This is a genomic window from Heliorestis convoluta, assembly GCF_009649955.1.
In the GTDB taxonomy this organism is placed as follows: domain Bacteria; phylum Bacillota; class Desulfitobacteriia; order Heliobacteriales; family Heliobacteriaceae; genus Heliorestis; species Heliorestis convoluta.
Genome location: NZ_CP045875.1, coordinates 1,524,580 through 1,548,474, shown reverse-complemented (window position 1 = coordinate 1,548,474; position 23,895 = coordinate 1,524,580). Strand labels below are relative to the sequence as shown.

General features: G+C 40.6%; 22 protein-coding genes, 1 tRNA gene and 2 other annotated features. Of the genes, 9 read left to right on the top strand and 14 right to left on the bottom strand.

Features of this window, described 5'->3' with window-relative positions; translation table 11 throughout:
* Positions 1-151: 151 nt before the first annotated feature.
* The 7 genes from trpA to trpE are packed head-to-tail and all read right to left on the bottom strand — an operon-like array spanning position 152 to position 6,906.
* The gene (gene trpA, locus FTV88_RS07395; RefSeq protein ID WP_243137404.1) at positions 152-1,012 is read right to left on the bottom strand and encodes a tryptophan synthase subunit alpha; all 861 of its coding nucleotides are present in this window, start codon (positions 1,010-1,012) and stop codon (positions 152-154) included.
* Positions 1,006-2,196, bottom strand: coding sequence for a tryptophan synthase subunit beta (trpB, locus tag FTV88_RS07390; protein ID WP_153725044.1), 1,191 nt, complete (start codon positions 2,194-2,196; stop codon positions 1,006-1,008). The genes trpA and trpB overlap by 7 nt, the downstream gene beginning before the upstream one ends.
* Positions 2,197-2,224: 28 nt before the next feature.
* Positions 2,225-2,908 carry a phosphoribosylanthranilate isomerase gene (locus FTV88_RS07385; protein WP_153725043.1) on the bottom strand — a complete coding sequence of 228 codons (684 nt, stop codon included), beginning with the start codon at positions 2,906-2,908 and terminating at the stop codon, positions 2,225-2,227.
* Between the two features lie 16 nt (positions 2,909-2,924).
* Positions 2,925-3,764 (bottom strand): indole-3-glycerol phosphate synthase TrpC, encoded by an 840-nt coding sequence (gene trpC / locus FTV88_RS07380; protein ID WP_153725042.1) that lies wholly within the window; start codon positions 3,762-3,764, stop codon positions 2,925-2,927.
* A gap of 15 nt (positions 3,765-3,779) precedes the next feature.
* Entirely contained in the window at positions 3,780-4,835 is a 1,056-nt protein-coding gene (gene trpD / locus FTV88_RS07375) for an anthranilate phosphoribosyltransferase (protein WP_207707931.1), read from the bottom strand.
* A 17-nt stretch (positions 4,836-4,852) separates the two neighbouring features.
* Positions 4,853-5,419, bottom strand: a complete 567-nt coding sequence (gene pabA / locus FTV88_RS07370; protein WP_153725041.1) for an aminodeoxychorismate/anthranilate synthase component II — start codon at positions 5,417-5,419, stop codon at positions 4,853-4,855.
* Positions 5,416-6,906, bottom strand: a complete 1,491-nt coding sequence (gene trpE, locus FTV88_RS07365) for an anthranilate synthase component I (protein ID WP_153725040.1) — start codon at positions 6,904-6,906, stop codon at positions 5,416-5,418. The genes pabA and trpE overlap by 4 nt, the downstream gene beginning before the upstream one ends.
* A 414-nt stretch (positions 6,907-7,320) precedes the next feature.
* Here trpE and FTV88_RS07360 point away from each other — a divergent pair, with 414 nt between their 5' ends.
* Positions 7,321-8,823: a S41 family peptidase gene (locus tag FTV88_RS07360; RefSeq protein WP_153725039.1), complete on the top strand. Its 1,503-nt coding sequence runs from the start codon at positions 7,321-7,323 to the stop codon at positions 8,821-8,823.
* Between the two features lie 41 nt (positions 8,824-8,864).
* On the opposite strand, the gene FTV88_RS07355 is transcribed toward FTV88_RS07360, so the two are convergent.
* The 6 genes from FTV88_RS07355 to FTV88_RS07330 form a co-directional block, all read right to left on the bottom strand.
* On the bottom strand, positions 8,865-10,298 hold the full coding sequence (locus tag FTV88_RS07355) for an ATP-binding protein (RefSeq protein ID WP_153725038.1): 1,434 nt from the start codon (positions 10,296-10,298) through the stop codon (positions 8,865-8,867).
* A 178-nt stretch (positions 10,299-10,476) separates the two neighbouring features.
* The gene (locus FTV88_RS07350) at positions 10,477-12,225 is read right to left on the bottom strand and encodes a phosphoenolpyruvate carboxykinase (RefSeq protein ID WP_153725037.1); all 1,749 of its coding nucleotides are present in this window, start codon (positions 12,223-12,225) and stop codon (positions 10,477-10,479) included.
* A gap of 461 nt (positions 12,226-12,686) precedes the next feature.
* On the bottom strand, positions 12,687-13,094 hold the full coding sequence (locus FTV88_RS07345; protein ID WP_153725036.1) for a LapA family protein: 408 nt from the start codon (positions 13,092-13,094) through the stop codon (positions 12,687-12,689).
* A gap of 222 nt (positions 13,095-13,316) precedes the next feature.
* Positions 13,317-13,392 (bottom strand) — tRNA-Glu (locus tag FTV88_RS07340).
* Between the two features lie 72 nt (positions 13,393-13,464).
* Positions 13,465-13,726: a sequence feature (23S ribosomal RNA rRNA prediction is too short), on the bottom strand.
* A 19-nt stretch (positions 13,727-13,745) separates the two neighbouring features.
* Positions 13,746-13,851 (bottom strand) — a sequence feature (23S ribosomal RNA rRNA prediction is too short).
* 379 nt (positions 13,852-14,230) lie between these two features.
* The gene (locus FTV88_RS07335) at positions 14,231-15,784 is read right to left on the bottom strand and encodes a M56 family metallopeptidase (RefSeq protein ID WP_153725035.1); all 1,554 of its coding nucleotides are present in this window, start codon (positions 15,782-15,784) and stop codon (positions 14,231-14,233) included.
* A 6-nt stretch (positions 15,785-15,790) separates the two neighbouring features.
* A complete protein-coding gene (locus FTV88_RS07330) occupies positions 15,791-16,159 on the bottom strand; it encodes a BlaI/MecI/CopY family transcriptional regulator (RefSeq protein WP_153725034.1) in 369 nt (122 codons plus the stop codon).
* 802 nt (positions 16,160-16,961) lie between these two features.
* Between FTV88_RS07330 and FTV88_RS07325 the strand changes: the two genes are divergently transcribed.
* On the top strand, positions 16,962-17,420 hold the full coding sequence (locus FTV88_RS07325) for a site-specific integrase (protein WP_153725033.1): 459 nt from the start codon (positions 16,962-16,964) through the stop codon (positions 17,418-17,420).
* A 384-nt stretch (positions 17,421-17,804) separates the two neighbouring features.
* Here the strand turns inward: FTV88_RS07325 and FTV88_RS07320 are convergent, their stop codons facing one another.
* Positions 17,805-18,482, bottom strand: a complete 678-nt coding sequence (locus FTV88_RS07320; protein WP_153725032.1) for a geobacillin-26 family protein — start codon at positions 18,480-18,482, stop codon at positions 17,805-17,807.
* Between the two features lie 203 nt (positions 18,483-18,685).
* Here FTV88_RS07320 and FTV88_RS07315 point away from each other — a divergent pair, with 203 nt between their 5' ends.
* The 7 genes from FTV88_RS07315 to FTV88_RS07285 all read left to right on the top strand — a co-directional run bounded on the left by FTV88_RS07315 (position 18,686) and on the right by FTV88_RS07285 (position 23,729).
* A complete protein-coding gene (locus FTV88_RS07315) occupies positions 18,686-19,621 on the top strand; it encodes a site-specific integrase (protein ID WP_153725031.1) in 936 nt (311 codons plus the stop codon).
* Between the two features lie 493 nt (positions 19,622-20,114).
* Entirely contained in the window at positions 20,115-20,414 is a 300-nt protein-coding gene (locus tag FTV88_RS15625) for a small multi-drug export protein (RefSeq protein ID WP_207707930.1), read from the top strand.
* A 191-nt stretch (positions 20,415-20,605) separates the two neighbouring features.
* Positions 20,606-20,854: a hypothetical protein gene (locus FTV88_RS07305; protein ID WP_153725030.1), complete on the top strand. Its 249-nt coding sequence runs from the start codon at positions 20,606-20,608 to the stop codon at positions 20,852-20,854.
* A gap of 158 nt (positions 20,855-21,012) precedes the next feature.
* Positions 21,013-21,534 (top strand): DUF1648 domain-containing protein, encoded by a 522-nt coding sequence (locus FTV88_RS07300; protein WP_207707929.1) that lies wholly within the window; start codon positions 21,013-21,015, stop codon positions 21,532-21,534.
* A 163-nt stretch (positions 21,535-21,697) separates the two neighbouring features.
* Positions 21,698-21,862: a hypothetical protein gene (locus tag FTV88_RS07295; RefSeq protein ID WP_153725029.1), complete on the top strand. Its 165-nt coding sequence runs from the start codon at positions 21,698-21,700 to the stop codon at positions 21,860-21,862.
* A gap of 195 nt (positions 21,863-22,057) precedes the next feature.
* A complete protein-coding gene (locus tag FTV88_RS07290; RefSeq protein ID WP_207707928.1) occupies positions 22,058-22,558 on the top strand; it encodes a hypothetical protein in 501 nt (166 codons plus the stop codon).
* A gap of 244 nt (positions 22,559-22,802) precedes the next feature.
* On the top strand, positions 22,803-23,729 hold the full coding sequence (locus FTV88_RS07285) for an AraC family transcriptional regulator (RefSeq protein WP_243137402.1): 927 nt from the start codon (positions 22,803-22,805) through the stop codon (positions 23,727-23,729).
* Positions 23,730-23,895: the final 166 nt, after the last annotated feature.

Sequence of the window (23,895 nt, the reverse complement as noted above, 5' to 3'; positions counted from 1 at the left end):
CTTCATGGCTCCTACCGTGCTACCATCCTACAACATTGGGAATCCAAAAAAATCAAAACTCCATGCCTACTACCCATACTACACACCTTGCTCTGGCAAGGTCCTACAAAATAAACTATATCACAGCCTCCACCGGCTGACAATGATTGAATTATTTAATTGTCAATTTTTGTGGCAAAGCCTGCACCATTTGCCGTACCAAAGAAGCCACCTGGGGTACCAGCTTTTCTCTTTCATTCAGATTCTGGGCAATTACTTTTACAATGGCACTACCAACAATAACAGCATCGGCTTTTTCTGCCATATAAGGAATTTGCTCCGCTTTCGAGATGCCAAAACCAAGAGCCAGCGGTAGATCGGTCACTTCTCTCATTCGTTGAAGCAGCTTCTCGCCATCGGGCGGCAATTCTTGCCTTTCTCCTGTAACACCCGTTAAAGAAACGCAGTAAATAAAGCCACGGGCATGTTCTGCAATACGTTGCAAGCGTTCTTGTGTTGATGTTGGTGCCACAAGAGGCACAAGAGCCAGCCCTTGTGGATCTAATACTTCACGCAATTCATCGCCTTCTTCTACAGGAAGATCGGCAATGATGACGCCATCAACACCCGCTTTAGCACCATCTCGAGCAAATTCTTCCAGTCCATAGGCGAGAAGTAAGTTGTAATAGGTCATAAGAATCAGAGGTATTTCTGACTCCTGTCGTACTTGCTTTACCAGATCAAGGACTGATGCCAAAGTCGTGCCGGCAGCAAGAGAGCGCGCTGTGGCTTCTTGTATGATAGGTCCATCGGCTACGGGGTCGCTAAAAGGCACTCCAAGCTCAATGATGTGAGCCCCTTCGTTCTCTAAGGCCAGAACCAGTTCTTTCGTTGTCGCTATATCAGGATCGCCTGCTGTAATATAAGGAATAAAAGCTTTGCTGCCTTTTTTTCTCAAGGCTTCGAAGGTGGCTTCAATTTTTTGAGTCCCCCGTAAGGCTTTGTATGTTCCTTTCTTCATTTCTTCTACCATTTCTTGCCCATCTCCTCTGCCAGTGTATGCACATCTTTGTCGCCTCGACCAGAAAGGTTGACAATGATAAATTGATCTTTTCTCATAGCAGGTGCCACTTTTATCGCCTGAGCAACAGCATGAGAGCTTTCTAAAGCGGGCAATATCCCTTCGGTACTTGCTAAAAGAGCAAAGGCATCAAGAGCTTCACGATCTGTAATAACTTCGAAGTTTGCTCTACCACAATCTTTTAAGTAAGCAAGCTGGGGACCGACAGAAGGATAGTCTAAGCCTGCTGCAATGGAATGGGTCGATAAAACTTGACCATATTGGTCTTGCAATAGATAAGAACGAGCCCCATGTAAGACACCAGGCTTGCCAGCAACGAGGGAGGCCGCATGCTTTCCTTGTTCCATTCCTGTGCCGCCTGCTTCTACGCCAATCAGGGGCACTTCTTGATCATCGATAAAGCCTGAGAAGATGCCCATGGCATTGCTACCACCGCCGATACAAGCGATAACAGCATCTGGCAAACGTCCTTCTGCTTGTAAGCTTTGCTTTCGTGCTTCTTTACCAATGATCGATTGAAAGTCTCGAACAATACTTGGATAAGGGTGGGGTCCAGCAGCAGTCCCAAAGCAATAGTAAGTACTATCAACGTTTGTGACCCAGTCACGAAGCGCTTCATTGATCGCATCTTTTAGTGTCGCTGTGCCTTTGTCTACAGCAATCACTTTGGCGCCAAGAAGTTCCATACGCAATACATTAAGGGCCTGTCGTTTCACATCTTCAGCACCCATATAAACTTCGCAAGATAATCCAAAGAGGGCGCAGGCTGTTGCCGTAGCTACACCATGTTGACCAGCGCCTGTTTCGGCAATCACACGCTTTTTGCCCATTTTATAAGCTAATAAGGCTTGACCAAGAACGTTGTTAATCTTATGTGACCCTGTATGATTTAGATCTTCTCGTTTAAGATAAATCGTAGCGCCACCAAGGCGTTCACTTAACCGATTTGCTTTATAAAGCAAGCTTGGCCTGCCTGCATAGTCATTCAAGTAAGAGATAAATTCATTTTGAAACTCTTCATCTTGAGAGTATTGTTCATAGGCTTGCGCTAGTTCTTCTAAGGCCGGCTTTAATGTCTCCGGTACATAGGATCCACCGAAATAACCAAAGCGACCGGCTTTTATAGTTGTTGACATCTCTGAATCTCCTTTTGGACCTTTGTTATTAGATTGAAACACCGTAGAGACTTATTCCTTTATGAACAGCATTGATAAATGCTTTGGCTTTGGCAGGATCTTTTCGTCCACCTACTTCAACACCGGAAGCAACATCAACGCCATAGGGCTTAACTATTCTTACAGCTTCTGCTACATTGTCTGGATTAAGTCCACCCGCTAAAACAAAAGGTTTGGAAAGAGGGCCATCTATCTTAGACCAATCAAAAGCTTTGCCTGTCCCACCCAATGCACCAGGGCTGTAGGCATCTACGAGAAAAGCATCGACGTCATATTGTTGTGATTCTTCTAACAGAGCAGTCCATGAACTGAACAAAGCGTTGCTCTGTTCTTGTTTCGCTATGTCATTCTTAGCGTCAGCAAGACGAAACGCTTTGATCGTATGATAGGACCATCGACGACAATATTCCGGCGATTCCTGGCCATGAAACTGAAGAACTTGAAGACGACATAAAGAAGCAATTTCTTCTACACTATAGCGAGGTTCATCAGCAAAGACACCGACTATCGATACAAAAGGTGGTAGCTGCAAGATGATGTCTCGCGCTTTTTCAGGGTTAATATAGCGCTTAGAAGCTCGAACAAAGTTAAAAGCAATAGCATGGGCGCCACTTTCAATCGCCACCATAGCGTCTTCATAGGTACCGATACCGCAAATTTTTACCCGTGCCACGGTCGATATTGCCTCCTCAAGTTAAACTGACTAGGTTCCTTAGAGCTGTGCCTGCATAGTCTGCTGTAACCAATGCTTCTCCTACCAATATGGCATCAAAGCCAGCTTGCTTTGCTTTTAAGACTTCTTCTGGCTCTTTAAGGCCACTTTCTGCGACTTTAATCAGGTCTTGAGGCAGTTGTTTTCCCAGTTCTAAGACCTGTTCTTTATCAACAACAAGGCTTTGTAGGTTTCTGGCATTGATCCCCACAATCGGTTGCCACTGTCTATCTGTTTTCTGTCCACTTGTTATGGCTTCATTGACCCAGGCAATTTCATGGCTATCATGAATTTCAATGAGCGGCTGTACTTTATAATGAAGGGCTGCCTGCACCATTTCTGTTAACAAGGCAGGCCCAAGAAAAGCTGCAATAAGCAAAACTGCATCAGCACCGGCTACTCTCGCTTCTACAATCTGATAAGGATCCGAAAGAAAGTCTTTTCGCAGCAAAGGAATGTTCACTTGATTTCTTACATCTCGAAGATCTTGTAAGGAGCCTTGAAAATATTTTTCTTCTGTTAAGACCGAGATAGCTGCTGCACCAGCTTGTTCATACGTTTTAGCCATTACAGGCGCTTGTAGACTACCATGAAGAAGGCCTTTAGATGGAGAGGCTCTCTTGATCTCAGCGATAACTTTCATAGGGTTGCCCTTATTCCGAAGCGCTTGGGCTAGATCGAGAGGCGCTGGTACGTTGACCACTTCATTTTCTAAATCCTTAAAAGAAACTTTTGCTTTTGCCTCTGCAAGCTCTTTTTGCTTGCAATCCCATACCCTTTGCAGAAAACCTTCTAAAGTAACTTGAGGTTGTGCCAAGAATTGCGCCTCCTTTTACTGCATAAAAGTTCTAATCTTTTGTAATAAAGCGATAACATTTCCGCTATCAATCGTTACTTCCGCAAGTGCAATCCCTTCACGCAAATCTGATACAATATCAGCAACATAGAAGGTAGCACCTGCGTTCAAGACAACAATGTCACGTTGTGGACCTTTCTCTCCATAAAATATTTTTTCAAGAATGGCTGCATTTTCTTCTTTTGTTCCACCTGTTACTTCTTCTATGTGGCAGTAAGAAAAACCATAATCTTTCGGATCAATAAGGGTGTTCTCGATTTCTCCTTCTTTCAAGAAGGCCACTTGCGAAGGGCCTGTAAGTGTCAGTTCATCTAGGCCGCCGTGACCATGAACAACACAAGCTTTTGTAACACCGAGACCTCGCAAGACTCGAGCCATCAATTCTACTCGTTCAGGACGATTGACACCTACCAATTGCCTCTTCGCACCTGCGGGATTGGTAAGAGGCCCTAACAGATTGAATAAGGTCGGCACTCCCAGTTCCCGACGAACAGGTCCTGCATGAGCCATGGCCCGATGACATTGCGGTGCGAAAAAGAAGCCAAAGCCAGTCTTCATGAGACATTGAAATGATTTTTCGGGAGAACAATCTACAGCAAGGCCCAACGCTTCCAACACATCTGCTGATCCTGCTTTGCCTGATACAGCACGGTTGCCATGTTTGGCTACAGGAACACCTGCAGCTGCGACTACCATCGCTGTCGCCGTTGAGATATTAAAAGTGCCTGCACCATCGCCACCGGTACCACAAGTATCTACAACAGAGTCTTTGATCTCATGGTAATTGGCAGGAACAAAGGGAGTCATCTCTCTATAGACGCGGTTGCGCATAGCTCGCGCCAGACCTGTCAACTCTTCTTCTCTTTCTCCCATAAACCGCAAAGCCACCAAGATACCTGCAAGTTGTATGGGAGGCACCTTGCCTTCCATAACAGCGTTCATAAGTGATTCTGCTCTCTTCTCTCCTAAAAGCTCCCCATCTAGCAGAGTCAACAAGCTCTCACGAGCAATATCCTCTTGCAAATGACTCATCTCTACTCACCTTCATGCTATCGTAAATTTAAGAAGTTCTTTAATAGGCCTTTCCCATTATCTGTTAAAATGGATTCCGGGTGAAACTGCACTCCCTCGACGCAGAATTCTTTGTGACGCAACCCCATAATTTCTCCATCATCGCTTCGTGCTGACACTTCGAGACAATCTGGTAAAGTTGCTTGTTCTACCACCAGTGAGTGATAGCGCGTTGCCGTAAAAGGATCGGGTAAATTTTCGAAAATTGTCTTGCCATCATGAGAAATCGGCGAGGTCTTTCCATGCATCAAGCGGCTTGCTCGAATCACTCTTCCTCCGAAAACTTGCCCAATCGATTGATGACCGAGGCAGACTCCGAGGATAGGGATAGAACCAGCAAAGTGTCGAATTACATCCATCGATATGCCTGCTTCGTTGGGCGTACAAGGCCCTGGCGAGATAACAATGTGCTGAGGTTGCAATTTTTCAATCTCCGCTATCTCTACATGATCATTGCGAAAAACTTGTATTTGTTCTCCTAACTCCCCGAGATACTGGACGAGGTTATAGGTGAAGGAATCGTAGTTGTCGATCATTACGATCATAGAAATTCTCCTTCCGCCCGATCAATCGCTTCAAAAAGGGCTCGTGCTTTGTTCATGGTCTCTTCATATTCTAGAATTGGTACGGAATCAGCGACAACACCGGCACCAACTTGAATATCAACCTGGTTATTGTGCATGACCATCGTACGAATGGTGATACAAGAATCTAAATTCCCATCGAAGCCAAGGTATCCTACAGCGCCACCATAGGGACCTCGCCGAACAGGCTCTAGCTCATCAATAATCTCCATAGCTCGAACTTTGGGAGCACCGCTAAGGGTACCGGCTGGCATTACACTGGCCAAAGCATCGAGACCTGTCTTATCTTCTGCAATCTCGCCAGTTACTTTGCTGACCAAGTGAATCACATGAGAGTATTTCTCTACTTCCATAAAACGATCTACTTTTACTGTACCTGTACGACTCACTCTTCCTATGTCATTGCGGCCCAGATCGACCAGCATCAGATGTTCTGCTCTTTCTTTTGGATCGCTCAACAAATCTTCTGCCAACTCACGATCTGCTGCTTCATCTTTGCCTCTTCGCCTTGTACCTGCTATCGGATGGGTCTCTAAATGATTGCCTTCTGCTCGAACAAGCAACTCCGGCGAAGAACCGGCCAGTGTTAAGCCTGGTAAGTTCAAATAAAAAAGATAAGGCGATGGATTGAGGGACCGCAAAGAGCGATAGATATTAAAAGGATGGACCCGTAAAGGTCGTGAAAAGCGCTGTGACAATACAACTTGAAAAACATCGCCGGCTGCAATATATTCTTTGCACTTATCTACAGCCCGGCAAAATGTCTCTTGATTGAATGTAGATGTAACTTCTGCTTTCCCTGCAAAGGTTTGACCTTGCTTTTCAAGTAAAGCTTTTTCAAAAGAAGATGGTTCTAGCTGTGCTTTTAGAAGGTGCAACTTTTCTTGCAATTGTTCTAGAGCAAAATGATAGGCTTCTTCATCGCCTGCTTCTGCAAGATAGACCAACGTCGCTTTGTGACGCAGGTGGTCAATAACCAGGGTGTAGCGTGTTACCATCAGAGAAGCTTCTGGTAAAGAGCGATCATCGACAGCCCTTTCTGGCAATCGTTCATAATAGCGAATCAAATCGTAAGCAAAGTAGCCAACAGCACCGCCATAGAACCGAGGAAGTTCACCTTCTGTTGAAAGCGGCGCTACTTGCAATTGCTCTAACCAATGCCTTAAAGCAAGCAAAGGGTCTCTTTTCTCTGTGCAGGCCTCTTTTCCCTTGTTATCATCTACGGGCCAAGTAAAAAAGGCCATAGGTTCTGCGCCTACGAAGGAGTAGCGACCCAGAACAGTACCGCGCTCTACACTTTCTAATAAGTATCCCAGGCCATGACCTGTCAACTTGTGAAAAAACGTAATCGGTGTATCTAAGTCTGCTGAGAAAGTACTGTGCATGGGAATATAACGATACTTTTTACTTTGTTCCATAAAATCTTGACAACCGATGATCCCATTCATATGAACTCTCCCTTTCTATATCGACAAGCGAAAAAGTTAAATTTCTTAAAAAAGCATAACAAAAAACCGGCCTACCGAAGTAGACCGGTTCTTTCATACATAAATAGAAAGACCCCGCTCATTCTCCGCTCGACTCTACTCTTCTCAACTCTACTCAACTCTAAACTCATCTCTACTCAAAATTATCAGGTTACCACTTTTTTGTCAATACTTTTTTTGAGAAAAGAACGAAAGGGCAAAGTATCGTTAGATGTGAGAAAAAAGTAACAAACTGAGCCATTCTTATTGCTCCATCTAACTGACAAGCAGAAGCAGATAGAGTATAATCTAGTAGGTATTGTTATCAATATCTACTGCTACCACTTTTACTGTAGTAACCAAGGTATCCTTTCTCAATCAAAGGGGGGCGCTACTATGAAAGGTACTGTTATTTTCACTTTTCTTTTCCTTGTCTTTTTAACGTTTATACCTGTACAAGCTTATCACCAAAGCAGTCAAAATCAACTTGCTGAAATTGTTTTAAGTGAAGCAGTAGAAGTACAGGAAGCAATCGTTGCTAGTGAAAGAGAAGACACAGATGCGTTGCTAGAAGAAGTGCGTCAGTTGTTGCAATATCATCACATTGACCAACCTGGAGCCGCGATCCTCCAGCATAATTCAATTGATGAAATTTTAGAGGCCTTGGGTGATCCTTATACGAGCTATCTAACACCGGAGGAAGAACAGGCTTTGCTCGACTCTCTAAATTTGAACTACGCTGGTATTGGCATGGTCATTACGCAAATTGATGATTACCCTGTCGTCGACAGAGTGTTTCCTGATTCACCGGCTGAAAAATCAGGTATTGGCAAAGGTGATACTATCTTACAGGTTGACGATCTGCTTACGAAAGGTGTCACAACAGATCTCGTGGCTAGCCAGGTACGAGGACCAGAAGGAACTTCTGTTACAATGAGATTGAACAATTCTCGAACCGGTGAACCTTATGAACTAACAATGACTCGAGAACGCATTTCTATACCGCAAGCGGAAGGAGAGATCGTCGGAGAGTCCATTGGCTATATTCGTCTCTATAGCTTTGGAGAACAAGCAGGCGAGGACTTTGCCAATGTTTATAACGATCTGATAGAACAAGGCATGGAAAAATTGCTTCTTGATCTGCGCGGCAATGGCGGTGGTTCTATGACAGCGGCTCAATCAATTGGAGACTTCCTTTTACCAGAAGGGACTTTATATTACCTTATTTATAACGATGGGGATAAAAGCATCTTTCGAACAGAAGGGTCAGAGACGATTCTTCCCATGGCTGTCCTCATTGACCATCATACAGCAAGTGCTGCAGAACTGCTAAGTGCGGCTTTACAAGAACGTTCCCAGGCTCTTCTTATTGGATCTAACAGTTTTGGCAAAGGCTCTGTACAAAGTCTCTTTCCTTTAGAATCTGGCGGTGTCTTGAAAGCTACAATTGCTCGATATCAGTCACCGCAGGGGAGGATGATTGATCAAGTTGGACTTGCGCCGGACCTTCCTGTTAGTACTAGAAGTCTACAGCTTTTACGAGCCAAAGAAGTTTTAGAGCCACCGACGCAAAGAGAGCTTCGTCTCTATCTCGATCGTCCCGAAGCAGTCCTATCAGGTAAAGAATTCTTCATTGAACAAGCGCCGATGATACGAGAAGATCGTGCCTATCTGCCTCTTCGTTTTCTCATCGAAGCACTTGGTGGTGTCGCATCCCATGATGAAGATAGAGAGGAAGCGTTAGTCCTTTTCCAGGGTCGCTCTCTCACCTTGTCTTTGCAATCTTTGCCTGTGCAAGAAGATAGAGCTTTCGCACCTCTTCGACTTATCAGCGAAGAGTTAGGTTATCAAGTGGAGTATAAAGAAGAAAACCGTGAAATCGTTGTTATTTTACCATAAAAGGAAAAGCACCCATGGTCAATCTAGACCGCGGGTGCTTTTTAATTCTTAAAAAGTATATAAAAGGTGGTGCCCTTATCACTCGTTTCAACATGAATTGTTGCGTTATTTCTAGCAGCAAGATTGTAGCAAATGGCTAAACCCAGACCGGTCCCAGCTTCTTTAGAAGTCATAAATGGTGTACCAAGCTTAGATAGAATGTCCACATCAATGCCCTTGCCTTCATCTTGAATTGCTAGAATGACTTCATCACCAGACATGTAAGTACGTATCGATAAAGTCTGACCATCTGACATGGCTTCAAAGCCATTGCGCACCATATTCAATAATAATTGTTTTATTTCTTGTTCATCGATGTAGAGAGAAATCGGTATTTCTTGTACATCGAATCTGACATGTTTGTTCGCATTTAATGCTTCTGCTTGAATTAAAGGATGAAGAGCCAGAACAATAGAGTGAAGCTCTTTTTCCTCTCTCCTATCATGCTTTATTGTAGAAAGAGAAAGATAATCAGTGATAATTTGATTCGCGCGATCAAGTTCGTCGATCATCAAATCAAAATAGTTATCGTAATGTTCAAGCTCTTTCTTTCCTTGTAGGAGCTGCAAAAAACCTCGTACGCTTGTTAAAGGGTTGCGTATCTCATGGCCAATACCTGCTGCTAGTTGACCGACAAGATTTAATCGTTCTAACCGAATTAATTCATTCTCTAACTTTTTTTTATCTGTAATATCATTAATCTGGACCAAGAGACAAGGTTTTTTGTTAATTGTTATCAATTCCGCTGAAAATAAGCCTACCCACAATCGGTTTGTTCTAGTGCGAAAATTCAATTGATAATTACGAATGGATCCTCTTTCTCCTATCTGCTTGTATATTTTACTGCGATCTTCCATTCTATCGTAAAGCAGAATATTTTTTGTCGTTCGACCTACTACCTCTTCTCGATCATATTCTGCGATCTGCAAAAAACTTTGATTAACATTAATAATAGCTTCAGTCGCAAAATCAAAAATCATCATAGGAATGGGACTGGCGTTAAAAATTTTGTGAAAACGTTCCTCACACTGATAAAAAGACTCTTCCATTTCTATCTGTTGTGATTGATCACGCCAGGAAACGGCCACTGTCTTTTCCTTATAGTAACTGATTCTAACCTGGGCGAGCTTCCTCTCATGGGCAAAGTTAAGCGATTCAAAGCAATCCATTTCTGTAGGTCTATTCTTTTTCACAACGTCACAGAGGAGTACAAACATTCGGGAGCGCCGAAAATTTGGAATAAGGTCACTTAATTTTCTTCCGATAATATCTTCTTTTCCTCGTCGAATAAACTGAAGGGCTGCACGATTGAGGTAGACAACAGTAAAATCTTCTGGGTCTCCTTTTTCATCAAGAAGGGCTTGATAGATGGCAAAGCAATCTATCAGATTATTAAGCAATCTTTCTGTATCTTCTGAAAGTTCTTTGTATTTCAAGACATAACCCTCTTTTCTCTTTCCCTATAACAGTAACTAATTCTATAGAAAATTCTATTATCCTGTTTTGTAATTGGAAATATATTCACAATCTGTGCTCTATTTGTTATTCGCAAGAAAAAAGAAGCCCGGAAAAGCAGTTGATTTTCTACTTTTCTGAGCCTCTTTTTACAAGGAGTCAGCGGTTACGTATTTGTTTGGCCAATTCACGAGCTGCTTCTTCAGGACCTTTGAACTCCCAACCTGGTAAGCCCAGTCGGGTTCGCAGTTGTCCTACATAGACGCCTTTCTCGAAAAAAGCGGCGAAATATTTTTCAGCCAGTTCATCATGCATCTTTTTATACTGAACAGGTCCGAAGATGTTTCCAAAGTAGTTGTAGACAAGGCCACTGGAGGTGGTCGTCCCTTTGCTCATAACAGCACCTTTTCGAAAGACGTCTAAAGCTTCTTCTGCAGTGGAAAAAGGTTCTAGCAAAGGACGATCTTCGTCCACTTCGTCGTAATTGTTGCAATATAGGATAAAGTCAATCTGGTGACCACTGATAACACTTTTGAAGTCTGTTACAGGAATAACGATTCGAGCATTCACTCGACCGGCGCTCATAATAATTGACCGATGCAGTTGCCCAAAAGCATAGCCCGATTGCAAGTCGTCAATACGTAGGAAGGCGCCAATCTCGGTCCCGTAACCCAAAATACCTTCTTGCTCATCAATTTGTAAAGAGCCCATATCATCAGCGATGATAAGCATTTCTCCTATTTCTTCTCCACCAATGACTCGAAAAGCTTCTAGCGTTTCTGATTTACCAGCGCCTGTATCGCCAATCATAAGAATTGTAGCTGATTTGCCATCTTTCAATGTAATTCGTACCAGAGCACCGTGAAAAGGCCATTTTCCTTGTTTCATCATTTTGATGTTATGAAGTGTAAGCACCATTTTCTTTAAGTAGCCAAAGTAGCCAAATTGCTGACGATTGGGAATTGCGGCAACAAGCATATCGTTTTCCTCGTCGTCATAAAAGACGGTGGGAAAAGATGCGAGACCATCAAGAGAGTCGTCAGGAACACCAAACAAGTAAACGGCATCAGGCTTTCTTTTTAGCTCTTCTGGATTGGCGAGGTCAAAAAGATTGCATAGAGAAAGGCCTAGATCGATAAATGTTTCATGAAAATAAATGTTAATGAGCAATGGGCCGACTTTCGCAGGATAGCATAGCCACTCATCAGGATTGAGCTGGCAGTGTTTCATTGGATTTTGATCAATTTTGATAAATTGTCCCGTACGCTTATTCATGGACGGGTCAAGCACAAGGGGTGGGTACAAAAGGACTTTTCGAATAATCTGGATACGATTCAAATCTTTGTATAGCTCAGGGTAGGGAATTTCTTTACGCATACCAACAGCAGAGATATCGCCTCCCGCAATCACTTGCCGGTGAATGCGCACATAGTTCATAGAAATATTATCTTCTATGTCTTGATAAGCTTTTTGGATAAGGCCGTTCAGTCTATCAACAGAGCGGCTAAACTGATTGGATAAGCGTTTGTCAAAGATTTCTCCTTCTGCTTCGCAAATGGTAAATCTCTCAAAGCCAATCCAAAAATCATAGAGATATTGAACAAAGTGAGCCAGCAAAGTGCTGTCACGGAAAAATACTTCTGAATCATCTACGACAGCCGTTACGGCTTTTATAGGCATTTTGGAAAGGTGACGCAATGCCTCAATTAATAAATCGATATTTTGCTCATCGATGGTCTTATCACCGAAGATTCCCAGCAAAGGAGATTGTTTGGCTTGTAGATCATTGATACAAAGCCGAATAACATCCTTAAAGAAATGGCTGGAGAAAATGTCTTCGGTCGTTTCGCAAAGGCCATTTTTAATGCGAATAATAGCCTTGCTATTGAAGACTTTGCTCTTAATCATAGAGTCTCCTCCCCAAGTCAATCGTTTCGTTTTGATATACCTATTTTATTCACGACGGCCACCTCATTGTTATAAACCTTTTTTCTTAAAAAAGGCAAGCGAAAAGAGGATTGGATAGGATCTGTTAAACCTCTTATACTAATTTGTAGCTGTCATTTATGTGATTATCATTTATGTCTATGTTTTTGTGATTGTGGTTATGATTTTTTCTATATGTACAGCCAAGATTCCTTTAATATCTTCTCTTTTTTGCAAAAAAAACATCTCTTAGGAAAATACTCTCATCCCACAACCATCCTTCCTTACCATCTTTCATATTTTATTCCATCCCTTGAATTTGGTGTGATTTCCCTTCATTAAGAAAAAGTCTATGGCAAGATCACTGCCATAGACTTCTGTATCGTATTATGCTTCCTTTTAGCCAGGCTTTGTTTAGCCAATCTTCGATCTCATAGCGCTTCTTACTCCGATTCTTTACTTTTTTCTCGGTTTTCTGACTCATCATTTTTTTCAAAGGAACTTTTTTGTTTGCTTATGTAGGATTGAAAAGAAGAAGGTTCTTCATCTTTTAATGTTGCCACTTGTAAAGCAAGTGCTTTTTTCTCGTTCCGCTCTTGGCGCAATGTTTCTTCTAAGAGGACGAGATCTTTCTCTAGCTTTTTCTGATCTCTACGCATTTTGCTCTGGCGGATAAAGCTAAGAAGTCCACCAATTAGGACACCTAATAAAGTCGAACCAAGGATAACGATGATCAAAGGCAAGTTTACTGAGCCTACAATATAGTGGATGGTTACGATTTCGATATTGGCAATCGCTAAGAGTGCAACAATAAGTGCACTTACCAGGGCAAGTATAATTGACCATTGCATGGTGATCACCTCTTACGTAAAAATTATCACATAGAACAAACCTTTGTCAACATATGTCGTCTGGTTCTACAGAAAAACTTATTCTATGTCTCGAACCAAACTATGAAAAGATCTGTGATCGGTTGAGTAAAAGTATTATCCGAAAGGAGCTCATTTTTATCGCTTTTCCATAAAAAAACCGTTAAGAGCATCATACTCTTAACGGTTTTGATTCTTTAATAATGGTGACCCGTAGGGGATTCGAACCCCTGTTACCGCCGTGAAAGGGCGGTGTCTTAGACCACTTGACCAACGGGCCCAATATCTACAAGGTTGCTCCCTGAAAGCTACACAGAGAAATATTCGCGATGTAATAGAGTAGGTTAAGTCCTCGACCGATTCGTACTCGTCAACTACACGCCTCACGACGCTTCCATCTCGAGCCGATCAACCAGGTCATCTTCCTGGGGTCTTACCTACTTACGTAGTGGGAAGTCTCATCTTTGGGTCGGCTTCGCGCTTAGATGCTTTCAGCGCTTATCCGGTCCCGACTTGGCTACCCAGCGCTGCATTTGGCAACACAACTGGTACACCAGCGGTCGGTCCACCCCGGTCCTCTCGTACTAGGGGCAGCTCCCGTCAAACTTCCTTCGCCTGCGATGGATAGGGACCGAACTGTCTCACGACGTTCTGAACCCAGCTCACGTACCGCTTTAATGGGCGAACAGCCCAACCCTTGGGACCTACTTCAGCCCCTGAGAAGGGATATCTTCCTTCGGTCGACTTGTATCCAACGAAAAAATCACAGGTTGCTAATAGATTTTTTTGTATTTTTTTACTTTGATGCAAGGCTATTGGGCACGCCCTTCAGATCAAAAGTTACTTTGACGGGTATCTTGATCTGAAGGCTCTATATATTTAAATGGTAATCAATTAACACTTGATATAACTTGTAATATCAACTTTTGCAATCATATTATTGGTTGATGTGTTCAAGATGATAACAGTGTAAGTAACGTCACTTTGTGCATTGCTTATCGTAACAGTCGCTCCTTTTGAATATTCAAGGCTTTCGTAATTATAGCCATTTGTAGCCTTGATCAGGATTTAGCATTTATCAATTTCATGGGATCACCTCCCCCACAATAAAGTCCAGACTAATAAGTAAAAGAACCATTCACAAGAACTGCTCTATCGGAACCATTTCCGATTGCAAAACTATAAAGACCTGTCTCTAAAACTGTTATCGTTCCACGAAGTGGTGGCCTCGTAGACGATGTAGCCCAATAGTATCTGCCTGTATTGTGATTGTATAAGCCAACACGTATTACACCAGGCTGGGGAGACCACGTTATATCGTAAGGGACTTTAGCACCTTGGGTCATGCTAAGACGACTTACGCCATAACGGCTTTGGTGGGCAGGTACGTTCCAGTTGTTGATGCTATACACAGCCATTATACCGACTTGACTTTCCTCTGTAATTGTAGGTATTTTCTCATAATATGAATCTAAAAATATATCTTCCATCTCATTCTGGGCAGAAGCGTTGTCAACTTCCTCAGTTGCTTTATTTTCTTGCCATTCATCAACGCCTTTAGGATTGGCTTCGTCATAGGAGTCTAGAAAAAGGTGTTCAGCTTTATCATGGAAGGATGATCTATCAGCGACTTCTGTAGTTATGTTCTGTTGGATAGTACTTTCGATAACTCCGTTTTTTCTTTCGGTAGCTGCATTCGCACTGACAACACCGATGAATGCAAGGCTTACAGTGATTACGATTGCTATGAATTGAATCCCTACTTTATTCCTACCTTCACTTTGCAAGATCATTTCTATTCTCCTTTCTAACAGTTTTTTCTCATTACTAAAGGCAGCTATAACCTTGGCATTTTTATCGGCTACATTCCAAAGTACATTGAGAATAAGCTCGCAATATCGTCTCTTTTCTTGGAAATTCATGGATCTTATAACACTTCGGTCACAATTTAGTTCGCAAAAGCGATCCATGTCACGTCGAGCCATGTAAGCGATAGGGTTAAACCAATGAAGGGCGTTTATGAAAAGTAATAGAACCTTCAACCAGTTGTCCTTATGTTTCCAATGGGTCAATTCGTGCTGTAATACATACTTTAACTCTTCTTCTGCAAACTCGATATCCGGTAATACAATGCAAGGCTTAAAAAGACCGTACAAAAAAGGCGTTGATGCGTAAGATGACTGATAAAGGACTATCTCTTTGGTTATGTTCATTTCTTTTTTACATGTAGCAAGAACGTTCAATGCCTGTCTGTTATCTGATAGTCGACAGGTGCGAAAAATACGGCGATGCAATTGATAGTTTTGAATCAAAAAAACAGTCAGAAAGATGAGTGTACCAGCTATCATTAGATGAGGTAAGAAGTCATAGTAAGAGGAAAAAGTAACATACACTTGTTCCTGTGGGATCACCAAGTTCTGTTTATCGATTGCTTCAGTTATGTAAGAGAGCCCTGAATTTTGACTCGCTCTGTAAAGATAGGTTAGATCCAGCCAGGGTAGAAACATGTGATAAGGAATCAGAAAAAAAGTGTAAGCTAGCAGATAAGTTAGATAGTGCCATCTGGGACTGAAATGCTTCAAAGTAGTAGGGCTTACTAGCTTGAAAAGAAGGTATAGCCCGCTAGCTACAATAGACAGGGTGAGTAATTGACTGTAGATACTACTTAGCATAAAAACTCACTCTTTCAGTTTCTTTCTCAGTTCTTCAATGTCTTCCTTGGTTAAATCACCACTACCACAAAGCGTACTTAAAAAGCCAACGAGTGATCCTTTATGAACATCTTGAATAAATTGCTTTGTTTCGAATAATTTATATTCTTCTTCTGTTAGGCAAGGTTCATAATGGTGGGCTTTGCCTATTTTCGTTGCTGTAAGGATTCCTTTATCTGTCAAGCGAGATAGAAAGGTTATGACTGTGTTCTTCTTCCATGTCTTTCCTTCTGGTAAATTACCTATGATATCTTTCGTCGTTACGGGGCCTTTGACGGACCATATAAACTCCATAATTTGTTTTTCTGCATCTGACATTCTCTGTATCTTTTTCATGTAAATACTGCTCCTTTATTTAAGGGACTTAAGGGGAATGTAAATTGGCATACAAAGTAAAACAGCTTCATTTTAATTTGTAAATACTAAAGCTAAATATCCAAGAAACATTAAGATAAAGAAACTGAGCAACACCAATAAGTTTAAGGTTAAAAGTATATTAGATTTTCCACGTATAGAAAAAACGATCCCAATTGGTGCAATAATAAAAGTTAATAACCAAAGAGGTGATGCTATCTGAAATACAATATTAGGTATCCATAGTGTTATACCAATAAAAAAACAAATGAGTGAAATAATCTGATTGATCTTCATGCTCAGACCTCTCATTTAGTTTTATTTGATTTCTTCGCTATTTTTCATCACTAAAGGTATTTATCACTTTGACATTTTTGTCGGTTACCAGAGTACATTGAGAAAAAGCTCGCAGTATCATCTCCTTTCTTGAGAATTCATGGCTCGAATAACGCTTTAATTCAAAATACTTCACAAAAGCGAGCCATATCACGTCAAAACAGATACACAATAAGGTTAAACCAGCGTGAATGCGTTTGTGAAAAGCATTAGATTCTTCAGCCCTTACGTTTCCAATGATCTAATTCGTGCTTCTAAATATCCCTGTTTTTTAACCTACATTGTGTAGTGTTTTTTATTCTACAGTGTGTAGGTTGGAAAGTCAATGGTTAATTTCAATTTTTTTGGACACTATTTTCCCCCTTCACTTCTCCCCTCACCCTAGATAAACTACAACTGCCCCAACAACAGTTAACCACCAACTACAACTGTGAAAGGAGCAGCCGTTATGTCTAGGGAACGTAACCGTAAAGGCGAGGGCAGCATTTATCAACGTAAGGACGGCTACTGGGTAGCTCAAATCTACATCGGAAAGAAAGCTAACGGCAAACACGACTACAAACGTAAATCCTTCAAGGATTACGACGATGCCGTAGCTTGGAAAGCCACTGTCCTTGCCGACCAACAGCTGAACCACAGCTACATCGTCAACAACCAACTAAAGCCTACGTTGGGCCACTGTTCCCTAACAGCTTTAGAAACGTCACAACTACAAACTTTGCTTAACGACCAACTACAATCAGGCTTATCCAATCGAATGGTCGAATTGTTTTTAATTACAGCTAGGTCGGCTTTACGAAAAGCTGTTGAAGAAGGTCATGTAACGGTCAATATTGCCGACACCGTACATAAGCAACGATGGCCAGAAGCTAAAACAAAATCCTATGGACAACTGGATCAGCGATGATTGCTAATTGGATACGACAAAACCCGTCATTTCTGACGGGCTTCTTTTTTCGTAACGTGGGCTTTTACGACTGAACTATATTTATACTGAATTCTCTCTTACAATTGCTGTAAGAGGTGATTGACAAATGCCTACGTCTTCATTGGAAAAAAAGATTGTAATTAAGACATGAGTATATACCGTATTTTAATTTATAAAAAAAACAAATAGGGCAACAACAAACCAAAAAAGGGAACCTGCTGTCACTATAAGAACTAAAAACAAGGCTGTGCTTTTTTGATCTAAATTCTGTAGATACCATCGATAAATATTAAAGATTGCTAACGCAGCTACAATAATTGGTGCTATTAACATAAGGATTTTATTGAGTGTCTTCATAAAATCCTACCTAGCCTGTCCCCAATAGTAGTCAGCCTCTTTTTGATAGTCATAGGCATTCCAAAGGATAATTCCTGTAGTGACCGTTCCTCCTAGGGCTGTTACTGTAGAAAGGAGTACAGAAAGTCCCGGCGGTGTTGTAAATAAAGCTACCACAGTTGACACTATTGTAGTACCACCCGCAGCAATCGCTGATCTTTCTCTTTCAACCATATTATCTATTGCTGTTTTAAAGTTATTCAAATTAGTACTATTACTCGTGGTTAATGTCAGAAACTTTCTTTGATCATTGCTGTTATAAATTTGCCAATATGAGCCACTAATAATATAGCTTCCATCAAAAAATAATCCCTCTTTATGCAAGAAAGACGATTGTACTCCGATACTAGTCGATTCGCCACTCTGAACGTTAAGATTAGTTATTTTGATTTCTGCAGTTTGATTATCTGTTTCCAATATTTCTAAGTTACCAGAAGTTTTGTCGTATGTAGTTATAACAGTTTTTTCATTATTTTCAGTTACTTTGACTTTTCTTACTGACTCATTGTCAACCAAAACCTCGGTTTTAATTACTTTTCCATCGATATAATGAGTTTCTACGCTAGCTGCGAAACTTGGTCCTACAAATGATAGTAATAAACAGAGTGATACTACTAAGCTAAGCAATTTAATGTATGTTCTCATAATTAACCCTCCCAAACATTTTAATTCGATACCTACGCTTTGTAGTCTTTTTTAGTCTACAGTGCGTAGGTTGGAAAGTCAATGGTTAATTTCATTTTTTTGGATACTGTTTTCCCCCCTTCACTTTTCCCCCACCCTAGATAAACTACAACTGCCCCAACAACAGTTAACCACCAACTACAACTGTGAAAGGAGCAGCCGTTATGTCTAGGGAACGTAACCGTAAAGGCGAAGGTAGCATTTATCAACGTAAGGACGGCTACTGGATAGTTCAAATCTACATTGGCAAGAAAGCCAACGGCAAACACGACTACAAACGTAAATCCTTCAAGGATTACGATGATGCCGTAGCTTGGAAAGCCACTGTCCTTGCCGACCAACAGCTACAACCGAACATCACCATACCTGAACCACCGAAAGAACTGTCCTTTTCCGATTGGCTAGCCCTTTGGCTAAGAGATCACGTAAAGCCCAACGTCCGGCCACGAACATGGGAGAACCACAGCTATATCGTAAACAACCACTTAAAGCCTACGTTGGGCCACTGTTCCCTTACAGCATTAGAAACATCACAACTACAAACTTTGCTTAACGACAAACTACAATCAGGCTTATCCAATCGAATGGTCGAATTGATTTTGATTACAGCTAGGTCGGCATTACGAAAAGCTGTTGAAGAAGGTCATGTAACGGTCAACATTGCTGATACCGTACATAAGCCACGAAAAGAAGGGGATAGCACCAACACCGATATGGCCTATATTAGTCCAACGGAAATGGCCACTTTCCTTGCCATCGCCAAAGAGGACAGGCTGTGTATTGCCTTTCAACTGTTGCTGGGAACGGGCTTACGAGTTGGCGAACTGCTGGCCCTTCGGTGGGATGACGTGGATCTCGATAAAAAGATCATTGACCTTCGCTTATCTGCTGTAAGGGTCAGAAACGATGATGAAACTGTAGTGAACGGCAATAACTACAAAGTTATTCTGCAAGAAGCGAACAGAAAAGATCATCAACGGCAGATACCGTTAAACAGCCATCTTATCAAAGCATTACAACGGTGGAAAGTCTATCAGGATTACGATAGGCAACTTGCTGGTGAGCAGTATGTAGATTCAGGCTTTGTGGTTACGACGTGACAAATCGATGAAACCTTATGGAAAGGGATGATGGTGAAAACAAGATGGAAATAATCGCTTCAGCATTACTCGTATTAGTTGTGTATTTCTATTTTGATAATCACTCTAAAATAAAAAAATTAGAAAAAAGAATTGAAGAATTAGAAAGTAAATTCACCAACGACTGAACCCTCTTCCTCCCAGTATTCAAAATATCATTCACTGGCAGGATTTGTTGAAGCAAGATATTTCTCATTTTTTAGAGGAGAAAAAATATATGAAAAACAGATTGTTGGTGGTAGTAGTATTATTCTTTGTTTTGGGTTCTGCAATGGTAAGTAGTATAGATTCACTTAGTTATACTTTTAAGTCGATTTTTTATGGCTTCTCTATGACAGTTTTATTTGTCGTGGGATTAGTAAGCTTGTATAAATATTTTAGAAGAACCAAATACTAGTATAATTAGCCACTTCTTGAACTATCGGGGAGCGATCATAGAAGAGAGAGAATACTGATGAGTTTCTTACTGGATGTTTGGGAATATATCCTTGTTTTTCTGTTAGCCGCAGTTCCATGGATTGAAATTGGTGTAATCATTCCCCTAAGCATACTTAATGGGCTAAATCCTTTATTAGTCGGACTTGTGGCTTTTTTCGGTAATTTAACAACTGTTTATCTCTTGATCATTTTTATTGAAAAATATCAGCAGTGGCATAGTAGTAGAAAAAAGAAGGATGAAAAAAACCTTCAAAGAGACAAGAACGAGCTACAAAAGTGTGGAACAAATATGGATTGCCAGGTCTTTCACTGTTAGGGCCACTTTTAATTGGCTCTCATATAGCAGTAATTGTTGGATTGGCTTTAGGAGCAAAAAAACAAACAACGATTTTCTGGATAACAATTAGTCTTGTTTTGTGGACTATTGTTTTTACAGTCGCGTCATATTTTGGTATAGAAATTTTAGGCGGAATGAATAATTAGATTTTTGAAAAGAGGTAGCGATTAATGAAAGCTGTGATAACAGATGAACATGAATGGTATGCTTCCATAATCGATGGCCCTGAAGAAACTATTAAGAGGCTTAAAGAATATTTACTAGAGTTTGACAAGTATGGACACCCAACATGTTGGGGTACAGAAGAATTTGTGAATTATTTAAATGATATAATTCTGAGGGATAGTGATGAAAAAGTAATTATTCTTGAGCTTTGGACAAAAGACTATGATAAAAGTCTACCGATATTAAAGATTTAGGAATAATAATCTCAGCCAACTTTACTGGCATCAATCAACTCTAAAGATTGATGCCATTTGTTTTGGCACTTTTTCTTTTTTCTAAAATTCCAAATTGCCATTTTAATTGTTTGTGTTATTCTATTTTTATGCTGTTGAGAAGATTGGAGGCGTTCCAAGTGAGAACTTTCAATTCAGATCGCCCTAAAATTACACTTAAAAAAATAAAGAAATCAGTGTTCGAACGATTTCTATCCATAATAAGTATCTTATTATTCATCGGGAGTGTAGTTTTTCTTATTGTGATGTGGAGTAAATTGCCAGTTCAGGTTCCTGCCCATTTTGGCATCACTGGTGAGATAACTCGACATGGCTCCAAATGGGAGTTGGTGATCTTACTGATTGTCGGAGCAGGTCTTTATCTGCTGATGCATGTGCTTGAGAAATATCCGCATTTGCATAACTATCCAATCGAGATTACTGAATCAAATGCAGAAGAAGCGTACCGTATTTCACGTTCGTTGACCGTATATATAAAGAACATTATCCTGCTCTTGTTTGCACTTGTGATGATTAATAGCATGATAATAGCCTTGGGATGGGGAGAAGGTATCGGGTTCGTTCTTATACCACTTGTCTTTTTGGGAACAGGTTTGCCGATTATAAGAGCTTTGGTGAAGTTGATGAAATTAAACTCTTGAGAAAACAAGGAAGCGATAGTTCAACAGCAATATACGTAAAAACCCGCCAGATTTTTCTGACGGGTCTCTCTTTCTAAGCCAAAAACGACTAAAACATTTTAATAATTAGCTCATAGTTTAAATATATCTAAAAAAATTTAATTAGATGTTAAGAGGTGAAAAAATGAGAAAGCATACATTTCTTTTTGTTGGACTTGTCCTTGCAATCACAGGTTACTTCTTTGGACTAAATGAAAATATGAAATGGTTAACTCTTGCCTTTTATCTCTTAGGTGCAATTTGCTTTGTTATCCAAGCTGTATTTGTGATTAAGAACCAAAAAAGGTAAAAAACTGACGGGATTGCCTGTCTAAGAATTGCTGTATATAATGACTATAGCAATATGGAAAAAAAGGAAAAACGCCACCTTTTTGGGAACTACCGACAAGTAGTACCCAGGGGCGTCTTCCAAAAAACACACATGATAAGGTAGAGGCGAAGCTTTACAATATCAACATACCTGAAGTGAAAGAAGGAATATAAGTTGAAAAAGTTTATAATGATGATTTTATTGACAATTCTTGTAGCATTCGGAGTCTCTGCGTGTAATGATGTACAAAGTGATAATGGGACTTACGTTGATACCGAAAAAACAACGGATAAGGCAAACTATGATAGAGTACGTGCATATATGGAAGTAGAATGTAGAGAAGCTTTTTCTCCATACTATGAGTTGTTAGATTTTCAAACATCAGATTATCAGGAAGAAGTTGTAAACGGAAGGGTCGAAGCGACTTTTTCATATAAGCTGATACATAAAAATTACGATAAAAATCCAGATACAGTTGGATATATTAAAGAGGCGAAGGACCGTGAAAATAATAATTACCAACAAATGTATGATGAATATTTGCAACCAAGAGAAATGAATTTTCATTTAAAGGTTGTTATTGATGAAAATGATGCAATAACCTTATATTCTAATATTTCTCCCAAAGGAATCGAATGGGAAGAAACGAAAATGGATGATTTTATCATGAAGTAAGGCAGTTTGAATTATTTCATGGAGAAGTACGGTTGTGTTTCGCAGCATGACTGTAATGACCATAAGATAAAATGAAATACTATGGGCACTTAATCGTAAGTAGCTTATAACTTACGGCAAAAAACTCGCCTGAAACATTTCTGACGGGTCTCTCTCTCTCTACAACCGACAAAATGGTGCACAAAATGTCGGACAGATATATTCAACTACAGTTATTCTATTGATAAATGAGGGAGGTCATCTAATGGATTCGCTTAAGAAAATGAATGATGCAATGAATTACATCGAGGATAACCTCACTAACGAAATAGACTACAAAGTGGTGGCAAGGATCGCTCATTGTTCCGAATATCATTTTAAGAGGATGTTTTCTTTTCTTGCAGGTATTACATTATCAGAATACATCCGCCGAAGACGACTTAGCTTGGCAGCATTTGAGCTTACAAATAGTAATATAAAAATAATTGATATTGCTATTAAATATAGATACAACTCTCCAGACTCTTTTACTAAAGCTTTTCAAAACTTACATGGTGTAACACCATCAGAAGCAAGAAACAATGGTCAGCAATTAAAAGCCTATCCACTGATGACCTTCCAATTAACAATAAGAGGAGGAAATGAAATGAACTACCGTATCGAACAAAAAGAGGCATTTTATATAGTTGGTATTATGAAAAGAGTTCCCATTATTTTTGAAGGGGAAAATCCTGAAATAACAGCTATGTGGCAATCTTTGACTATGGAAAAAATAGACCAATTAAAAAAAATCTCTAATGTTGAACCGAGTGGGATGATTCAAGCATCTACAAACTTTTCTGAAGGACGCATGAAAGAAAAAGGAATGCTTGATCAGTATATAGGAGTAGCAACAACACAAGAATGTCCCGAAAACTTTTCAAAACTTGAAGTTTCTGCCTTAACATGGGCTGTATTCGAATCAATAGGGGCTTTTCCTAGTTCGCCAACGACCGAACCCTCTTCCTCCCTGTATCCAAAATATCGTTCACGGGCGAGGTCAAACTATGTACTTCCCTCACATCACTTTGAGTTAACGCTAGGTATCGTTTCGTCATATTCAAATCAGCATGACCAAGAATACGCTGAATCGCAGGTGTGCCGACCACTATATCTAGTTGTTTTAGCACTAGCAAAGGCATTTTCTGCCTAAATAAAGGGTTGCGAGGACTGTGGTGGCAGTCTTTTTTTCGTTTTGTGGAGATGTGGTGTGAGGGGTGTAGTTATAGGCCGACGGTTTCAAGCATCGTTGCCTTTGGAAGTGTTTGCTCTAATTGGTGAAAAAAAAAGGCGAGAAGCGTTTAACACGCCCTCGCCAT